This is a genomic window from Sellimonas catena (genome assembly GCF_027924685.1).
GTDB lineage: Bacteria > Bacillota > Clostridia > Lachnospirales > Lachnospiraceae > Sellimonas > Sellimonas catena.
Window position 1 is genome coordinate 22,761 of record NZ_BSBO01000009.1, and the last position, 17,430, is coordinate 40,190.

The 17,430-nt window shown below is 37.9% G+C and carries 17 protein-coding genes; 2 read left to right on the forward strand and 15 right to left on the reverse strand.

All coding sequences use genetic code 11. The annotated features are described in order from the left end of the window. Positions 1-44: 44 nt before the first annotated feature. The 3 genes from Selli1_RS05650 to Selli1_RS05660 form a co-directional block, all read right to left on the reverse strand. Entirely contained in the window at positions 45-800 is a 756-nt protein-coding gene (locus Selli1_RS05650; RefSeq protein WP_281872460.1) for a hypothetical protein, read from the reverse strand. 76 nt (positions 801-876) lie between these two features. Further along, positions 877-1,539, reverse strand: a complete 663-nt coding sequence (locus Selli1_RS05655) for an ImmA/IrrE family metallo-endopeptidase (protein WP_281872461.1) — start codon at positions 1,537-1,539, stop codon at positions 877-879. Continuing rightward, on the reverse strand, positions 1,539-1,916 hold the full coding sequence (locus Selli1_RS05660; RefSeq protein ID WP_281872462.1) for a helix-turn-helix domain-containing protein: 378 nt from the start codon (positions 1,914-1,916) through the stop codon (positions 1,539-1,541). Before Selli1_RS05660 ends, Selli1_RS05655 begins: the two co-directional genes overlap by 1 nt. Positions 1,917-2,105: 189 nt before the next feature. On the opposite strand from Selli1_RS05660, the gene dcm reads away from it, so the two are divergent. Further along, positions 2,106-3,554, forward strand: coding sequence for a DNA (cytosine-5-)-methyltransferase (gene dcm / locus Selli1_RS05665; RefSeq protein ID WP_281872464.1), 1,449 nt, complete (start codon positions 2,106-2,108; stop codon positions 3,552-3,554). 45 nt (positions 3,555-3,599) lie between these two features. On the opposite strand, the gene Selli1_RS05670 is transcribed toward dcm, so the two are convergent. The 6 genes from Selli1_RS05670 to Selli1_RS05695 form a co-directional block, all read right to left on the reverse strand. Continuing rightward, positions 3,600-4,535: a protein NO VEIN domain-containing protein gene (locus Selli1_RS05670; RefSeq protein ID WP_281872465.1), complete on the reverse strand. Its 936-nt coding sequence runs from the start codon at positions 4,533-4,535 to the stop codon at positions 3,600-3,602. After that, on the reverse strand, positions 4,510-6,468 hold the full coding sequence (locus Selli1_RS05675) for a DEAD/DEAH box helicase (protein ID WP_281872466.1): 1,959 nt from the start codon (positions 6,466-6,468) through the stop codon (positions 4,510-4,512). The genes Selli1_RS05670 and Selli1_RS05675 overlap by 26 nt, the downstream gene beginning before the upstream one ends. Positions 6,469-6,482: 14 nt before the next feature. Next, positions 6,483-7,769 (reverse strand): hypothetical protein, encoded by a 1,287-nt coding sequence (locus tag Selli1_RS05680; RefSeq protein ID WP_281872467.1) that lies wholly within the window; start codon positions 7,767-7,769, stop codon positions 6,483-6,485. A gap of 14 nt (positions 7,770-7,783) precedes the next feature. Then, positions 7,784-8,704 (reverse strand): DpnII family type II restriction endonuclease, encoded by a 921-nt coding sequence (locus Selli1_RS05685; RefSeq protein WP_281872468.1) that lies wholly within the window; start codon positions 8,702-8,704, stop codon positions 7,784-7,786. A gap of 226 nt (positions 8,705-8,930) precedes the next feature. After that, positions 8,931-9,677, reverse strand: coding sequence for a hypothetical protein (locus Selli1_RS05690; protein WP_281872469.1), 747 nt, complete (start codon positions 9,675-9,677; stop codon positions 8,931-8,933). A gap of 254 nt (positions 9,678-9,931) precedes the next feature. After that, complete coding sequence (locus Selli1_RS05695) at positions 9,932-10,138, reverse strand: hypothetical protein (protein WP_087252116.1); 207 nt, start codon at positions 10,136-10,138, stop codon at positions 9,932-9,934. A gap of 206 nt (positions 10,139-10,344) precedes the next feature. On the opposite strand from Selli1_RS05695, the gene Selli1_RS05700 reads away from it, so the two are divergent. After that, a complete protein-coding gene (locus Selli1_RS05700; RefSeq protein WP_138373631.1) occupies positions 10,345-11,619 on the forward strand; it encodes an ATP-binding protein in 1,275 nt (424 codons plus the stop codon). Positions 11,620-12,291: 672 nt separating this feature from the next. Here the strand turns inward: Selli1_RS05700 and Selli1_RS05705 are convergent. From Selli1_RS05705 to Selli1_RS05730, 6 genes are all read right to left on the reverse strand, one after another. Continuing rightward, on the reverse strand, positions 12,292-13,338 hold the full coding sequence (locus Selli1_RS05705) for a virulence RhuM family protein (protein ID WP_138373630.1): 1,047 nt from the start codon (positions 13,336-13,338) through the stop codon (positions 12,292-12,294). Positions 13,339-13,611: 273 nt separating this feature from the next. Beyond that, complete coding sequence (locus tag Selli1_RS05710; protein WP_281872470.1) at positions 13,612-14,094, reverse strand: MazG family protein; 483 nt, start codon at positions 14,092-14,094, stop codon at positions 13,612-13,614. A 219-nt stretch (positions 14,095-14,313) separates the two neighbouring features. Then, positions 14,314-14,739 carry an HNH endonuclease domain-containing protein gene (locus tag Selli1_RS05715; RefSeq protein ID WP_281845428.1) on the reverse strand — a complete coding sequence of 142 codons (426 nt, stop codon included), beginning with the start codon at positions 14,737-14,739 and terminating at the stop codon, positions 14,314-14,316. Next, positions 14,736-15,416 (reverse strand): hypothetical protein, encoded by a 681-nt coding sequence (locus tag Selli1_RS05720; protein WP_281845429.1) that lies wholly within the window; start codon positions 15,414-15,416, stop codon positions 14,736-14,738. The genes Selli1_RS05715 and Selli1_RS05720 overlap by 4 nt, the downstream gene beginning before the upstream one ends. Before the next feature lie 225 nt (positions 15,417-15,641). Further along, the gene (locus Selli1_RS05725) at positions 15,642-16,643 is read right to left on the reverse strand and encodes a siderophore ABC transporter substrate-binding protein (protein ID WP_281872471.1); all 1,002 of its coding nucleotides are present in this window, start codon (positions 16,641-16,643) and stop codon (positions 15,642-15,644) included. Between the two features lie 32 nt (positions 16,644-16,675). Further along, on the reverse strand, positions 16,676-17,428 hold the full coding sequence (locus Selli1_RS05730) for an iron ABC transporter ATP-binding protein (RefSeq protein WP_281872472.1): 753 nt from the start codon (positions 17,426-17,428) through the stop codon (positions 16,676-16,678). Positions 17,429-17,430 lie beyond the last annotated feature (2 nt).

Consider the following 17,430-nt stretch of genomic DNA (forward strand, 5'->3'; position numbering starts at 1 on the left):
TACCATTCCATTAGCCTTTTCTTTCTATTTATGAATTGATATAATTATTTTCCTTCTTTTGCTACAGTCCATTCAATTTTTAAATATAATCTCATGATTTCTCGTAGATTAGCAATATCCTCTAGAATATTATTGGGATTCTCTAACTCACTTTTCTCTTTTTCCAGCTTATTTTTTTCCTCATAATATTCTTTGGGTCTACCTTTTACATTAACCCAATTACCTTCATTATCTATTAACCTCTCCCCTGTATCTTCTAGATCATATTTTTTGTTCAAACATCTAAGTTCTATTTCTAGCATTTTTGCTCTTGAACTATGCTTTCTCTGATAATATTTTTCGATGTCTAACAATAATTTTTCCAAAAAGGCCACAATATGATCATTTTTCCCTATATTGTTATCCTCTTTTTTTAAAATTTGTTCATTTAGTCCTAAAAAATCTTTATTGCCAATTTCATCGGGTCCAAAATACAGCATTAATAAGTTAATCTGCTCTTTAGCTTTCAAAAAATTTTTAAGTACTTCTTCTTCATTAATTTCATATACCACTAAATAGCATAACGATATCACACGCGCTACTGTTTCTCTAACCTTTTGTATCCATTCAATACGAGCATCCATTCTAATATTATTTTTTACATAACGTGTTGAATATAAAATTCCTAAAAATGCAATTATCGCAGTAATAAAAGATGCAATGACTGGTAGCCAAACTGTCCAGTCACTTTGATTCTCTCCTTTTTCAATAAACTCTAATATTTTATTTGTATTATTAAAAATCTGTTCTATTTTTTCCATATCTGATCACCTTTTCTTACTTATAATTCATTTTCTCTTTGAACAGTCGGATAAAATTTTGCCGTAAAAACAAATATTAAAGTAAACCACATTCATTAAGTCGAATTCTCACAGATTGTCTTGATACATTGAACATTTTGGCAAGCCTTGCAATTGCATCTCGGTTTTCATTTTTGCATTTGATTCCTACCTGATCCGCCGCTTCAATAAATGTTGCTCTAGGCATCAAAATTCTAGGGGCAATACCTCTTGCTTGTGCCTCCATAATATTTTCATCTTCTGTTATATTGGGAAGATTCTCAACTCTACATTTGCAATATTTTGCCTGCCGTGTAGAAGTATAGCTTTGCATTTTATAATACAGCCTGTGCTTATACCAGTGGACACACTCATGTGCAAGTGTATTATTACGACAACCTAAATTTGTTTTTTTGACTGCTTCAGGATCAATTAATATCGTCTTTCTTTTAAATATTTTTGAATCATACAGACATTCTGCTGGATCGTATACTTCAACTATGCCATCGGAAAATATAGTCATTCCATAAATATCACATTCTTCTGAAAGACGTATATATTTCACATCCAATCCCAATTCATTTTTTGCAATATGCTCTATCGGAATAGCCATCGGCCGCAATAAAGCCTCTTCACAATATAAATGAAGAAATTCTTCCGCTACAGCATCATATTCATTTGTGGGGATATATGGTATAAGACTATTTATATTGTAATTCACTAATTCTCTCCATTTCTTCTGTCAATAATTTTATTAACCTCCTGCCAGAAATCGTCACCAAGCTCCTGGCTCTTTGCTCTTCGAAGTGCAACACGAGCACTTGGAAGAGTCTCATCCATTATGTATTCTGGCAAATCAGGTGATATCTGGTTACGTTCTCTTCCTGCAAGATCAAACATTTCATTTCTTTCATTTTCATTTAAATTGAGTACCGATGCAATCACCTCTAAACCATCAATATCTGGTGGATTTCTTCTTCCCTTTATAATATCAGACAGATAAGTAACAGACACGCCCATTTTTTCTGCAATAGGTTTAAGTTTTATATCTTTTTCCAATCGCTTTTGTGCAATAAATGCACCAAATTCTCCAGCCATTTTTCATCCTCCATTTCGCTATTAAGCATTTATGCTTTTTTGTGTAATTATAAAGTACGATAATTTTTTTCTTTTGTCAATATTTCGAAATAAGATTTTCTAACTTGATTTAAGGCATTGTAAAATCAAGTTGAATGTGTTACTATAATGATCGACATATTATTTTAGTAGAAAGGAATGAGCTCAACCATGCATGGTGGAAAACGCGAAGGTTCTGGACGCACTCCTCTTCCTGAGAGTAAAAAGAAAATTGCAAAAACAATTTATATAACCCATACCCAGAATAATGAAATTGAAGTATATGCACATGGAAATAGTTTCTCTGAGAAGTGCATAGATCTTATACAAGCTCAAATTGCAAGGAGAAAAAGGGCTGAAAACAATGAAGTTAAGTTTATAGATTTATTTGCCGGACTTGGTGGAATTCGATTGGGTTTTGAATCTGCATTCCTTGAAAAAGGATTTAAACCAAAATGTGTATTCAGCAGTGAAATTAAAGATTATGCCGTAAAAGCATACAAAAACTATTTTAAGGATTCAAATATTGCAGGAGATATAACTCAAATCCCATCATCTGATATTCCAGATTTTGACTTTTTGTTAGCTGGATTTCCATGTCAACCTTTTTCTGCTGCTGGACTTGGTCTTGGATTTGAGGATACACGAGGCACTCTGTTTTTTGAAATTGAGCGTATTTTAAAAGATAAAAAACCTTACGGTTTTTTATTAGAGAATGTAGAAGGATTAATGAATCACGATAAAGGAAGAACTCTTTCTATTATTGTTAATCATCTAAAATCACTTGGCTACTATGTATCCTATCGTCTTATTGATAGTCAATATTTTGGTCTTGCACAACCTCGGAAAAGAGTATACATAGTCGGTAGTATTGACGCTCATGTTTCCCTAGACAATTTTGAAGAACATACCGCAGTTTTAGGAGATATCCTCGAATCTGGTTTGCCATCTGTCAATTCAGAATTCACCAAAAAACTTTTTAACCATTTTAAGCCTGATCAGGTAATTGGTAAATCTATCAAAGATAAACGTGGTGGAATCGACAATATTCACAGCTGGGAGCTTGGATTAAAAGGCGATACAACTACTGAACAAAGTAATTTTCTAAATCAGCTACTTTTAGAAAGACGTAAACGTAAATGGGCAACTGAAATTGGAATTGATTGGATGGATGGAATGCCATTGACTGAAAAGCAGATTTCAACTTTCTTTCCACGCGAAAACTTGCATGCTTTCTTAACAGAATTAGTTGATATGGGTTATCTAACCTTAGAACATCCACGCAAGAAAGAAAATGGACGACGTGTTCCTGACAAAACTAAACCAAAAGGGTACAATATTGTTACTGGAAAATTATCTTTCGAATTTACTAAAATTCTTGATCCTGAAGCCTTAGCCCCTACGCTTGTTGCAATGGATGTCTCCCGCTTAGGCGTTATCGATAATGGCGGATTGCGTAGGCTATCCATCAGGGAGGGTCAAAGATTATGCGGCTTCCCCGAAAATTATGATTTATCTTTTTTGAAAGAAAAAGAGGCATTTGATTTACTTGGAAATACCGTATGTGTTCCAGTCATTAAAGCAGTCTCTGAAAGACTGGCAGATATATATAAATCTTAACGTAAATCAAAAATGTGAGGACATGGAATACACCATGTCCTTTTATTATATCTTCTGTATTCTGTAAGAGGCTGTATTTACCATCCACTGGTTATCATTAAAAATAACAGAATATGGATTATTGATATACTCTGGTATATATCCCGGCTCATTAATTCGCGAATAATCAACTAGACACAATACATACTTATCTCCTTTAATCATGGCAACTTCTGATTCATTTTCTGACCAATAGAAATGTGGTTGTCCCAGATAACACTTTACTTCTACATACCTGTCATATGTCACCGAGTCAGCTTCTTTAAACGAAACAATATCATATCCGGCTGAAACATCAAAATCCGTAATCCTTTTGATTTTCCAAGCTTTATTTGGGAGTCTATTTTTTTCTAATTTCAACACAAATTTCTCAGCAGCGAGCCCTCTTTCACTCTGCTCTTTTTGTTGTTTCAATAATTCTTCTAAAGTAAACTTATTTCTTCTAGATTGAAGCTGCACAATAAAATCGCTTTCATAAGAATCCTTAATACAAATCTCCCCATGTTCCTCTTTTTCTAATGCCCCAGAAATGGTCAAAAAATTTCTAATTGCTGCGTGAGATAGTGGAAAAGCAGAACGCTTTATACTAAAATGTCCCTTTTCCACATTAAATAAAACAGCACTTTTATCAAAAATTCCCTCTTCAACTAATTTGGCTATGCATTCTTTAATCAGTAAGTTTAAAATTAATTCTTTACTGCCAGAAAGGAAAATATCCATCTTTTCATTTGGAATTACTACGTTTTCAGTTACATCTACATAACCAAGGTACTGGAGAAAAGCAACCGCACCAGAACAATTCACTGTTATCCCATACTCCAATGCACATCGATTTGTTATCTCAGATTGGATAACTTTCTTTTTACCAGCAATTATTGAAATGAGAAACATCAAACCATCAATATTGCCTATTGAATTACATCTTTTTAGTTCTATTAACATACTCTGCTATCAAGGCTTTAATATCATTGTCTCCAGTTTCCAGTTCTGCATTCTCAAACAGAGGAATTGGCATACTCTCAATAATCTCCCTAAGCCTTGTCTCCTTTTCGATCAGTCTTTCATGTATAACATTATCAACAGAATCCTCCGATAATAGGTAATAGTAATTTGTTTCTGTTCCTGGTTTTAAACCATATCTGTGTATTCTATCTTTGGATTGAATAAAATGTGCAGCATTGAAACTACGTTCCATATAAATTGCATTATGGCATACTTTATGAAGTGAGATCGATTCCGAAACTGCAAACGGGTTTGCAATTATTACTCTGAAAGAGGAATCTTCTTGATGGAACTCTGCTATAATACGCTCTCTTGTTTCTGTTGTACCGTCATCTTCTTCACCTGATGAAACAGGAGTCGCACCATATAATGTTTTGCATGGAATGCCACAAGAGATAAGGTAAGCCTCAAAGTCTAGAATGTTCTTGACATAAATTGCCCATACAACCACCTTACCATTTTCCTGAAGAATATTCTCAATCAATTCTTTTGCTTTCACGAATTTAGCAGGTATTTCGTTAGATGAATATTGCATAATGTCATTGATAAGAGAAGAATCCTCCTCTACGATATCAGGATCAAAATTCTCAAATGAAGCAAAATTTTTAAGCGGAACTTTTAGAAGATTAGGATTTGTAGCTGCCTGCATCAATCTGATAAGTCTTGCCTTCACTAGATCTTGCCTAAATCTATTGTCCCTGTTTGAAACGATATCTCCCATGTATTTTTTCTCTATAACATCGTAAATACGTCTCTGGGTTTGCCCCATAGGTATTACAATCGGATCATGTTCAGTTGCTACCGGAATGCCAAGATCACTTTTTTTTACGCGAATAAAAAATGGTTCTATCGCTTGCAACAAAGTGTCTACTCGGGGATCGTCTTGATTTTTACTCATATCCTTCAACTGATACACTTCATACGGTATAACCTTTTTAGTTGGCCAAATAAATTTATACAGATTATATAAATCCTCATAACCATTCGGTGCAGGTGTACCTGTTAAAACAACTCTCGCTGAACAAAACTTAGCAATAGCAAGCACTCCCGCTGCAGTAGGTCCACCACTAGTATTTTTTATCTTATGCGCCTCATCTAACACGACCATAACTTTATTGTTTCGAAGGAAATATATCAATTCTTCCTTCAGTGACGATACTGATGCATAAGATAGCAAAGTGATTTTTGCAGGATTCTGCGAATACAGATACTGCTTCTTTTCATCTACCGATACTGCACCATTTAAACGTTTTGTTGAAGGTTTTTCTCCAAAACATTCCTCATATTCTATCTCCCACGGTCCAAAAGCACTAAGTGGAGATATTATCAATAACCTATTTACATATTTTTTGTCTTCTGGATTAAGATTTGATAAATAGGCAAAGGCGCCATATACCACGCTTGTCTTACCAGCACCTGGCACAGAAAAATTACAGGCGTTTTGTGAAAACGCTAAATGATATGCAGATAAAAGCTGCAATTCATACAAACTTCGATTTTTCAGATTCTTACTAACCGAATCTATAAATCTTTGAAAATCTTCTCGATTACAATGATTATCTCTTATCAACCGAGCTTTCTCCGCAAATTCGCTAAACTTTTCTTCCTCTATCGCATATTGGTTTACGGCGTCAGACACCCTTTCTGAATAAATCAATTCTGAACAAGTATATTCACAAATTTTTTTGATTCTATCAATTGTCTTATTGATGTCTTGTTGTGAATCTATAATCAATGACGAATCCTGTTTTAAAAATTGCAAATTATCTTTAAGGTATCGTGATGCCCTTCGATTACTGAAAATGGCATCTATATCACCAGTAATAATAAGACAATTGCTATTTTCTTTTGACTCAAGACATAGCTTTTTCATATATTACGTTTCCTTTACATTCCAAGAATTTCTTTAAATTTCGAAACATATTCTTCCAGTGTTTTGACACATCCTTTAACATTACTATCAGTTAAGAAATTTGGCTGATTCACATCAACAACTTCCAATGCCTGACAAGCCTTGAGCAACTGTTGCAATGGTTTTGCCGCATTTGCATGGTTATTGAGCTGATCTAGACTTCTAACAAAATTTTCTTCGAAATCATCAGCCACCTCCTGTTGCCACTTTTTATCTCTTGCCTTTAACGCACGGGATAAATCTGGCGGATTTGTGTCTATAATATCTTTAACAGACGCTTCTTGTATATTGTCTGTCACTTGATAATGAGCATCTCGAAAAGATTCCCATACTTCCTTTTTAGCAAAAAAACTAGATGCAGGTTTTTTTGCAGTCGGTGCCGTAATAATATTTCTGAATAATGTCTGTTCAAAACCAGAACGAATATAATCAAATGCAATCGATTTTAAATCTGAAACATCGGCATCTGGATCATACGCCCACATAGATGGAACACCCGCTCTATATTTTTTCAAAGCAGAATCCAATTTTAAGAATGAATCTTCATTCTTGTCAAGCTGTGTGTACATACCTGAATATCCATATTCATCCAGATATTCATCCATTAATTTAAGGGCAGAAAGCATAGTTCTAACTTCCCCTTCTTTACAATCCATCATACCCGCAATATCATCATCTGTGAATCCTGCATCTTTTAAGTCTTTACACTTAAGATATTTCTCAATGGGATTATAATCTACTTTTGCATCTTCTCCCATCTGATATGTAGTCTCAAGTGCCAAAATTTCCTTTTTGTCAGCATCTTCCGGCAGAATGATAGCAATAAAATATTGGCAATGACTTTTTTCTGTATAAGGAATACTTGTATCGGCCATAATATTATTCAACAAACTTGCCCGACGATTTCCATCTATGATTATGCCATCAGCAGTAACAATACCATGTTTCTGTTGATGCTCTTTTAATAATCGCTCCTTCGTTTTTTTATTAGCCTCCACCTTAGATTCCCACAAAAATTTTTCTATCAGTGCCTTATCTGATGGTTCTTCAGGATTAAGCGTGTGATTTTGTCTTTCAAATGATTTTACAACGCTACCTATACGACCGTTGTAAGGATTGTAAACTAAATATTCAAGTGGAATCTCATATGCGTCCAATGTAATAATTCTTCCATGATAGGTAATTGGAATACCTGTCCGACAAGCAGAACTAGGATTGTCCGTAAACTCTTTTAATTTAGCTTTTCTTTCTTCTGCATTCATAAAAAATCCTCCATTTAAAATTCTGAAATATATGAATCAATGATATCTTCCAACATGCCAAGATTCTGAAAATTAAGGACATAATCTGAACACCGATGTATTTCTTTCATATCTGCCTGTCTTCCGATCCAACCTGCTCCATCAAGAAAATTGACAAAAATAATATTTCGTCCAGCTGATTTTTCTCTGGATAATACCTCGACAGTCTTCCTTGCTGCTTCTTTCTTACTTCCTTGGCTACTTGATGTCGTTACACTATAAGAAACATCAATGATAATATGAGGTTGAGCAGGATTTTCAAGAACAAAACTTACCGCTCTATCCAAAATTGGTACTCTCACATTCTTCTGATACTCCAATCCATGCTTTGCACATATTCTTTTAATTTCTTTTTCAATATCTGCTAGAACCGCATCACCAATGCCATTACTGTATTTTCCTTCCATTCCACGTTTAACAAGCTGTCTCACTATATTTTCATCCTGCAACCTTAGAAGAGTCGATTCATCCATAGCCATATTTTCCAAATAGAATGCTGGAATACATGATTTCAGTTTTTCATCATTCTTTCCGTTCCATATAAGATTTAAGATACTTTCCATCATTGCCGGGCTTTCCATCATTGCTGTCCTGATTTTTCCAAGACTCCATTCCGTAGCAAAAACAAATCCACGATCTTTCCGAATCATAGAAACCATGCGTTTAAAGCGTTCTACAGAGATTTGACTAACAGAGGTAAGATTATCCAGAGCGTCTTTATGAGCAATTATATATTCTTTGAGACTTTCTTTATCTTTAATAGTTCTGAGTCCCACAGATATCTCTTCCGTTTTAGCTTTTACTTCTCTTTCAATGCTTTTTTCATACTGGTCATTCATATAAAACATTGTTGTTGAGTTAAAAAGTTCATCATAAGAAAGCTTTTTTGCTGGCATAGTCAATCCTCCAAATAATTATTCTATATGTATACTAGCACCTTCTTACAAAATTGGCAATACAAAAATTTCACTTTTTTGCGTATTTTTTAAAGTTCCGTAAAAATATAAATTTTTTATTTAATTGTTCCTCATATTTACGCTATTTTGCGTAATTTATGTTCGCAATCTACTATATACCTATCACTTTATTGTAACATTACATAAAACCCCCCATGAACTTATTTTATTTGTGAATAATTTCAACATATAAAAACTCTCTAATAACAATCCTCAAAATATTAGGGGAAATTGCATATCTATAATTATCATTATCTATTACCTTCCAGCTATACAATACTTGATTTTCCCCCATCATAATACACAATTGATCGCTCTCCCTACTTCCAATTTCAGGAAAATAATTACAAGCAATAGGCGAATTAAATTCGTCTAATTTCTTTTTATCCATCAGAGGTTCAAAGTCAATTAAAACATCTGCATCATCGGGCAAAAAAACATTACATTCATACATGAAATGTCCCTTAGCAATTTTTAACATTACCCGCTTAATCATATCAATAACTGCGCTATCAATTTGTACCAGATCATTCTCAACAACACAAAGTGTTTTTATTTTTTCTAGAATTTTAGGTCTTTTTTCAAAAGTATGTTTTATTTTTTCTCTTTGAATTTCACCTTTATAATAGATTAAGGCTATAATATATTCTATCATACATGCAACCATTTGCTCTTCTTGTGAATATCCGTTATTACAGCTTTTGCATGCAGGAACAATATTCCACTCATTTAAATTAGGGGTATCAACAAATATCCGTGGTGGTAAATGTTCTCGACTATCTGCTAAATTTGAACAATAAATACAATACGACTCCTTTTTTCTATTATAAGAAAGATATGGTCTTATTCGCTCGTCGCCAATATAATTGCTATCATCATTGTTAAGAAAAAACCCTACTTCTTTATCCCTCATATTATCATTCTCCTTTTTCTATCATAAATCAATTATATCAAATTCTACACTTACCACCAACTTTCAGGTCCACTTGTTCACTCCCCCTTTTTACTACACCATTTACTACACCATTTTCGCAAAAAATGACGATTTTTGACGCTTCCAGACAAAAAGTAAGAACCCGCAAAAACCTTGTAAAATAAGGCTTTACGGGCTCTGACGCCACAGGACAAAACCACCCACACCACGCCAAGAGGTGAGTGCTAATTTTTTTAAATTTTATGGCGAGAGCTTTTAAAAAGGTAAATTTTACCTTGTTTTTCATCCTCATATCGCATTTCGATACTATCCGGCAGATATGCTTCCGTCCATCCTTTTCCCGCCTTCTCCCATTTCTTAATTTCATCCCATCTGGTCAGCACTTCACCTGAACCCGGCACGACTGCATTCCCAAACACATGTGGATGCCGCTGCGCCATTTTATCAATAATCCCCTGGTTAGATTAGTTAGAATATACCCACTTAAATTGCGGCGAATAATCCGGCTAAACAAAAATCACAATTTGGTTTGGCCGGATATTTCGTTGACAATCTATGAAATTCTGGCTATAATAAAATTATAATTTGGTTTGGACGAATATTCTAAATGAAATTGACTATACTATAACCGAAGGGAGAGATTGTCATGGCATATATCAAACGAGCTGTGGAAGATACGATTGCACGGGTGTCCAAAATGTTTCCGGTGCTGCTGGTAACCGGCCCCAGACAGGTTGGAAAAACGACCTTATTGCAAAGGATGTCAGAGACAGAGCAAAGCGAAGGCATAGAGCGTAAATATGTGACTCTGGATGATCCTGATGTCCGCTACTTGGCAAAACACGATCCTGCCCTGTTTTTGCAGAGGTATTCCCCACCGGTACTGATTGATGAGATCCAGTATGCAACAGAGCTATTGCCCTACATCAAAATGAGTGTTGACCGTTCTAAGAAAAAAGGTGATTTCTGGATCACAGGATCGCAGGTTTTCCGCCTTATGAAAAATGTCAGAGAAAGTCTGGCCGGACGGGTTGGAATCGTAAACCTGTTGGGATTATCCGATGCGGAAATCTACCATGAACCAAGCAAGCCTTTCCAGACAGAAGCCGGGGATTTGATGGAGCGTTTGCCTGTAAAAAGAAAAAGAGATTTGAATGAGATCTACCGTAGGATATTCAAAGGTTCTATGCCGGAACTCTATGCAGATGAAAATGTGGATTGGGAAACTTATTACCGCTCCTATGTTAACACCTATCTGCAAAGGGATATCCGGGATCTGGCACAGGTCGCGGATGAAATGCAGTTTTACAATTTTATGACGATTGTTGCTGCGTGGACTTCAAAGCCTGTTGTCTATGAAGAACTGGCGAGTGCCGCGGGCATTTCAGCTCCAACGGCCAAAAAGTGGCTCTCTATTTTGGTGTCATCTCATATCATTGCGCTTGTACAGCCTTATCACAACAATGCACTTAAACGGGTGGTAAAGATGCCATTGATCCATTTCCTGGACACCGGCCTGGCAGCGTACCTTTTAAGATGGGGCAATTCCGAAGCCTTGGAAAGGGGCGCCATGTCCGGGGCGTTCTTTGAGAGCTATGTTTTTTCAGAGATTTATAAGAGTTATCTGAACGCCGGAAAAGAGCCGCCTATTTTCTATTACAGAGATAAAGACCAGAAAGAAATCGACCTGCTGCTATATCAAAATGGTATTCTTTCTCCAATAGAGATCAAAAAATCGGCGTCACCGGGTAAGGCCGCGATTAAAAATTTCAAGGTATTGGAACCCGTTAGCAGGGAATCGGCTTTCGGAGGATTAGAGTCTTTGAAGGTTGAAATTGGAACCGGAAGTGTGGTCTGTATGGCAAACGATCTGTTGCCTGTGGACGAAAAGAACTGGTATGTACCCGTTTGGCTCATTTAATCAGTATTTTGCAGAAGAAACGAGGACCGAACAGCCCTCGTTTTTTCTATGTTCTTCGTGAGAATTTTTACCATTGTTAGCGCCGGGCGATTTTCGCCATTCAGGGGATGCGGACGAAATCCTGGACCAAATGAGGTCATTAACAGGAAGAGGTCTCGCACATGTATTCCTAGCTTTACCAACTATGTGTATACTTTCTATGACAATAAATCTTTTATATCCTCTATTAGGATCAACTCAGTGCTTTTACAGATTAATGATCTATAACCATTTTGCCGGCTACTGGTTAATTATTTGCCGGATTATTATCGGTGATATTTTCTGTAGTAAATGATGGTTTCCTTAATAAAATTATACAAGCCATTAAGTCAATAGTTATGATGTTTCCTGATATATCTTCAATTTTCAATGTCGATAATTAATGCATTAAACTTCTTTTTCTAGTTTATATCGCAGATAGTGTTTCCGTCAATGTTTGATTAATATATTTGTCGAATATTTTTGGCATTTCATTTAGCTGTATAATCTTATCAGACATGGTTTTATAGCTTTCTTTGATAGATTTTGTTGTGGTGACTTAATTTTACCAAACGGCTATAAACCATGTCTATTTTTATGAAATTGATTTTGCGAAATTAATTATACGTTATCAAGAGTTCAAATTATATTAGTTTATTTTTTTGCATTTTCTTCTAATTCAAGTAGATATTTATCAAAATCCGACATATATAATCTATCCTGAATCACCCGGTACTTTTCAAATTCTGTTTCTGCTTTCTCTTTTGCAATTTCTGCTGTAATTTTCCCGGAATCTTGCAGAACCTCTCTGTCATCCGCCATCAAGAACAAATCTAAACGCTCGGACCAGTCTTCCATTGTCATAGGTATATGACGTTCAGCTCGGTCTTCAGCTAAATCCAAATATGCAGATACAATTCGTTCCAAAGAACGCATTTCCTTCTCTGTAAGATAATTCTTGGCAATGCTAACATCACTTTTCACAATTTTACCATCTGGTGCTGCTGCCCATGTAGTAAGTCCCATATGCGGTTTCTCAGCATTTGCCCGTTCATAGATCAATTCCGCCGCCGTATGGCCATGAACTGCATAGTGCATTTTATTCTGTACTTTAGCAAAAAACTGCTTTGTCGTTTTTGCCGTCCGATCATAATCAAGGGATGTAGCGTAGATATCTGTAATTTTCTGATAGAATCTACGCTCTGACAAACGAATTTCTCGTATCTGTTCAAGCAATCTATCAAAATATTCCGTAGTAAGCATAGAACCACCATTTTTCAGTCGTTCATCATCCACGGCCCAACCTTTGATTGTATAGTCTTTCACGATCCTATTAGCCCACTTGCGAAATTGAACTGCTCTCTCATTATTTACCTTAAAACCAACGGCTATGATCATTTGCAAATTATAATGTGCTACTTCCCGGCTCACTTGACGGGAACCTTCGGTTTGAACTATCCGGAATTTCCGGATAGTTGAAATAGGTTCAAGTTCTGAATCACTATAAATCTTTTTTATATGTTCATTTACTGTACGGACATTTACATCATATAACGTAGCCATCATCTTCTGTGTCAGCCATATATTTTCATCCTCATATCGCATTTCGATACTATCCGACTGATCGCCAATGGATGACACATACGTCAAATACTCTGCTGCGCTGGATCGAATCGTCACTTCGTCTTTTTTCTTGTTCACCCGAAATCCCTCCTCTTCTTATTTCCTACTTTGTATAAGTTCATTATAGGTTCCGGAAATTAGACCTTTCTCGCTCAAATTTACATTTATCTCAATTTTATCAAATCTCCATGCTTTTCGCTATCTCTATATTTTTCTTCACCTTCATATCCATTTCACTACATCATCTCCATAGAAAACTACACTATTGACACTCCAAAGCAAAAATCAGTACCCATAGAAACCTTATAAATAAAGATCCGCATACTCTAATACCACAATACACCCCAAAACTCACTCCCTCTCCCCAACCCCTTTCCTCTCCTTTGCTTCCTCAATCAGCTCCTTTGCCTCCTCAAACGCCTCCGGCAGATATGCTTCCGTCCATTCTTTTCCTGCCTTCTCCCACTTCTTAATTTCATCCCATCTGGTCAGCACCTCACCTGACCCCGATACGACTGCATCCCCAAACACATGCGGATGCCGCCGCACCATTTTATCAATGATCCCCTGGATCACATCATCCATGGTAAAGTATCCTTCTTCTTCTGCGATCCGAGCATGCATCACTACCTGCAGAAGCAGGTCTCCCAATTCTTCTTTCAGGTTATCCGGATTTCCTGTCTCGTCCAGTATATTGATTCCACAGATCACTTCTGCTGCTTCCTCTATACACGGCTTTTTAAGGCTCTTATGTGTCTGCTCTCTGTCCCACGGACATCCGTCCGGAGCCCGAAGTTTCGCAACAACCTGCTCAAATTCTTCAAACTTTGTCATATCATTCCACTCCTTTATCTCTGAAATACTCTCTGATATTCTCTTATTTTTTCAAATATCCTTTTCCTCTTTTCCGCTCTTCCACACCGCCCTGTTTTCAATACTCCATTCTGGTACGATCCTCGATCCATGCACTTTCATCCATCCCATTGCCCCACCAATTCCCACTGCACAGCAATATACCATATCTCCGTAATACGCACCGATTATCCCATCCTCTCACACTCTCAGACTCCAATTCGAAAATCCCATACTTTTTGCAGACTGATAGACCGGAAGCATCACCTCTTCCAGCCGCCCGGAGAACTCTCTTTCTGACAGCCCGCGTTGATACAGCTTGTGCTTAATCTCCTGATTATTTAGATGTTCCTTGGCGCATTTCTCAAACGCCGCATGGATTTCCGGATATTCCCACATCATTTCGTAGGATAAATATTCGCTTTTACATAACATCGGAAAATAAGTATTCCAGTCCGGAAGGCTGTTGCTTTTCCTGCTGTTCATGCTCCGGGTCGTAGGCGTCAGATTCCACAGCTCATCATGTGCCACATAAGCCCATGGCACAAAATGATCAATCGAAATATTTTTCTCATTCAGCCGTTCTTCTCCATAGATCTCGCAGACAGGTTTGATGGAAACAATCATTTTCCAGTATTTTTTAACCTTTTCCAGATTCCTCTCTTTCGGCGGATAGAGCTTGTCACGATTCCCGGAACACTTGGATTCCTTCTCTGGAGATACTGGATGAGATTTCGCTCCACCCATCCCTGTATGATTTCGTATTTCTCTTCGATATAATCCGCCCATTCTTTCTGTATCTGAATCCGGGTGTCCAGTCCACGGAATTGTAAAAAATAATACATCAGTCTTTCTTCCTGATTAATTCTTGCTGCAAGGTTTTTGCCGGATCTGTTCCACTCTTTTCCCTTCATGGACTCCATGAAAGGTGCCTGCAGCCGATACGGTACGTTCTGTGATAAAGTCCGTTTCATGTTCAGGACTTCTTTATCCTCACAGGCTGCCAGATAGTCCAGAATCACTTCTTTCTTCTCGCAGGATTTCATGTTGCTGATTTCACCCAGGCGATGAACCACCCGTTCCAGCGCATCATTGGGTCCCAGATTTAAGTGATACTCTGAAACCATATACCAGGCATCGGCAATCATTTCATCGATCAGTTCCTCGAAGGTAATGATCGTGTGTCCCTCTTTGATTTTCCGCGCAATCGCCTGAAACCAGAATAATTTATAGCACTCGCTTTTGTTGTCAAACAATCTGGAAAAATGAGCAATGTCCAGTATGTCAGAATATGGTAACTGCATATCAATCTCCTAACTAAATCTTCTTTCTTCTAAAAAATTATTTCCCGCATTTACACCATACAATTCTACCTTCCATTTTATCAGACTCTTTATCTTTCGCCAACCGATAGCACTCTCTTTCTAAGCCCTCCAAAGCTCCTTCCCTCCCCATTCCAGTCCGCGAAATCCGCACCATGAAAAAAGCCCGATTCTTCTTTCCAAGAATCAGGCTTTTCAAAATTATTGTTACAGCAGTGCCCCTTCCAGATCCTGCAGCATGATATCCAGTGCGCTAATTCCGCCCTCTGCCGTATACCATACTGCCGGGTGTTCCAGGTACACGATATGTCCGTTTTTGTATGCGTCCGTTCCCTTCACAAGCTCATTTTCCACAATCTCCTGTGCAAGCTGAGCGCCTTCTGTGTTAATTGCGGCGTCACGGTCCATGACGAAGATGTATTCCGGATTGCGTTCCACTACGAATTCGAAAGATGCTTCATTTCCGTGGGTGGAGGTATCCACATTCGAAGCTACTCCAATGTTTTCAAACCCGATCTCATTTCCGATCAGGGAGCATCTTCCGTCGTTTCCGAGAATGTTGAAGCCGCCGCTTGTGCACATTCCGATAATGGCAGTTTTGTTTTCCGCAAATTCGGCCAGAGTCTGGATACGCTTGTCAAATCCGGCCATCAGTTCCTCTACTTTATCTTCTTTTCCAAAAATTGCAGCGATGGTTTCCGCATTGCTGCGTACACTTTCTACCACACCCTTTTCGCTGTCTGTGGAAAGATAAACCACCGGCGCGATTTCACTCAGTGCGTCATAGGAAGCGGAAAGCCGTCCCCCGATGAAAATCACGTCCGGTTCGCTTTCCATGACTGCTTCCAGATCTGCTTCCTTGATGGTTCCCAGATTTTTTATATTCTCGTTCGTCACATAGTCCTGCAGATAATCGAGGGAAGTGGTTGCGCTTCCAACTACGCAGTCTCCTTCTCCAAGGCTGTCAATAATGTCAAGACTGGCCATATCGAGGAGGGCGGCCCGTTCCGGACGGTACGGTACTTCGACCTGCGTCTCTTCTCCATTTCCGTCCAGGCTTGTGATCGTCACAGTCTCCGGTTCTGAAGTTTCTTCATTTCCCACTGTCTGTGCTTCCCCCGATGTATTGTCCGCTTCTTTGGAACCGCACGCGGCAAGTGAGAAAGCCATTGTGCAGGCTAAAATCAATGTAATGAGTTTTCTTTTCATAATCCTGTTCTCCTTTTTCATATAGAAATCATTTAATAGTAAATTGCCAGCGGTCTTCCTTTGACCATCTGAATTTCAAAATCCACCTGATAGATCTCCGACAGATTTTCCTTTGTCATAACTTCCTCCACGGTTCCGAATTTTGCGATTCTGCCGTCCACAAAGGCGCAGATATAATCCGAATAAAATGCCGCATAATTGATTTCATGCAGTACAAGTACCACCGTCTTGCCCAGTTCATCGCAGAGCCTGCGCACGATCTTCATCATATTGGCGGCGTGGTAAATATCCAGGTTGTTGGTCGGTTCATCCAGCAGTACATAGTCTGTGTCCTGGGCAATGACCATGGCGATCATCGCTCTCTGCCGCTGTCCTCCTGAGAGTTCGTCAATGAACCGGTCTCTCATCTCTTCCAGTTCCATGTAGGCAATGGCCTGATCGATGATTTCCTGGTCCTCTTTTCTAATCCGGTTTCCGGAATACGGGAAGCGTCCGAAGGCGACCAGCTCCTGCACCGTCAGCTTCATCTGGATCTGGTTGCTCTGGGTCAGAATCGCCAGCTTTTTGGAGAGCTCCCTGCTCTTCCATTTTCCAATATCTTTTCCGTGAAAATCCACCATTCCTTCATCCCGCGCAATCAGACGCGAAATCATGCCCATGACCGTCGATTTTCCGGCCCCGTTTGGACCGATCAGCGACAGGACCTTGCCCTTCGGGATCTCAAACGAGATTGAATCCACTACTGTTTTCCCATCGTATGTTTTTGTCAGTTCTTGTATGTTCATTT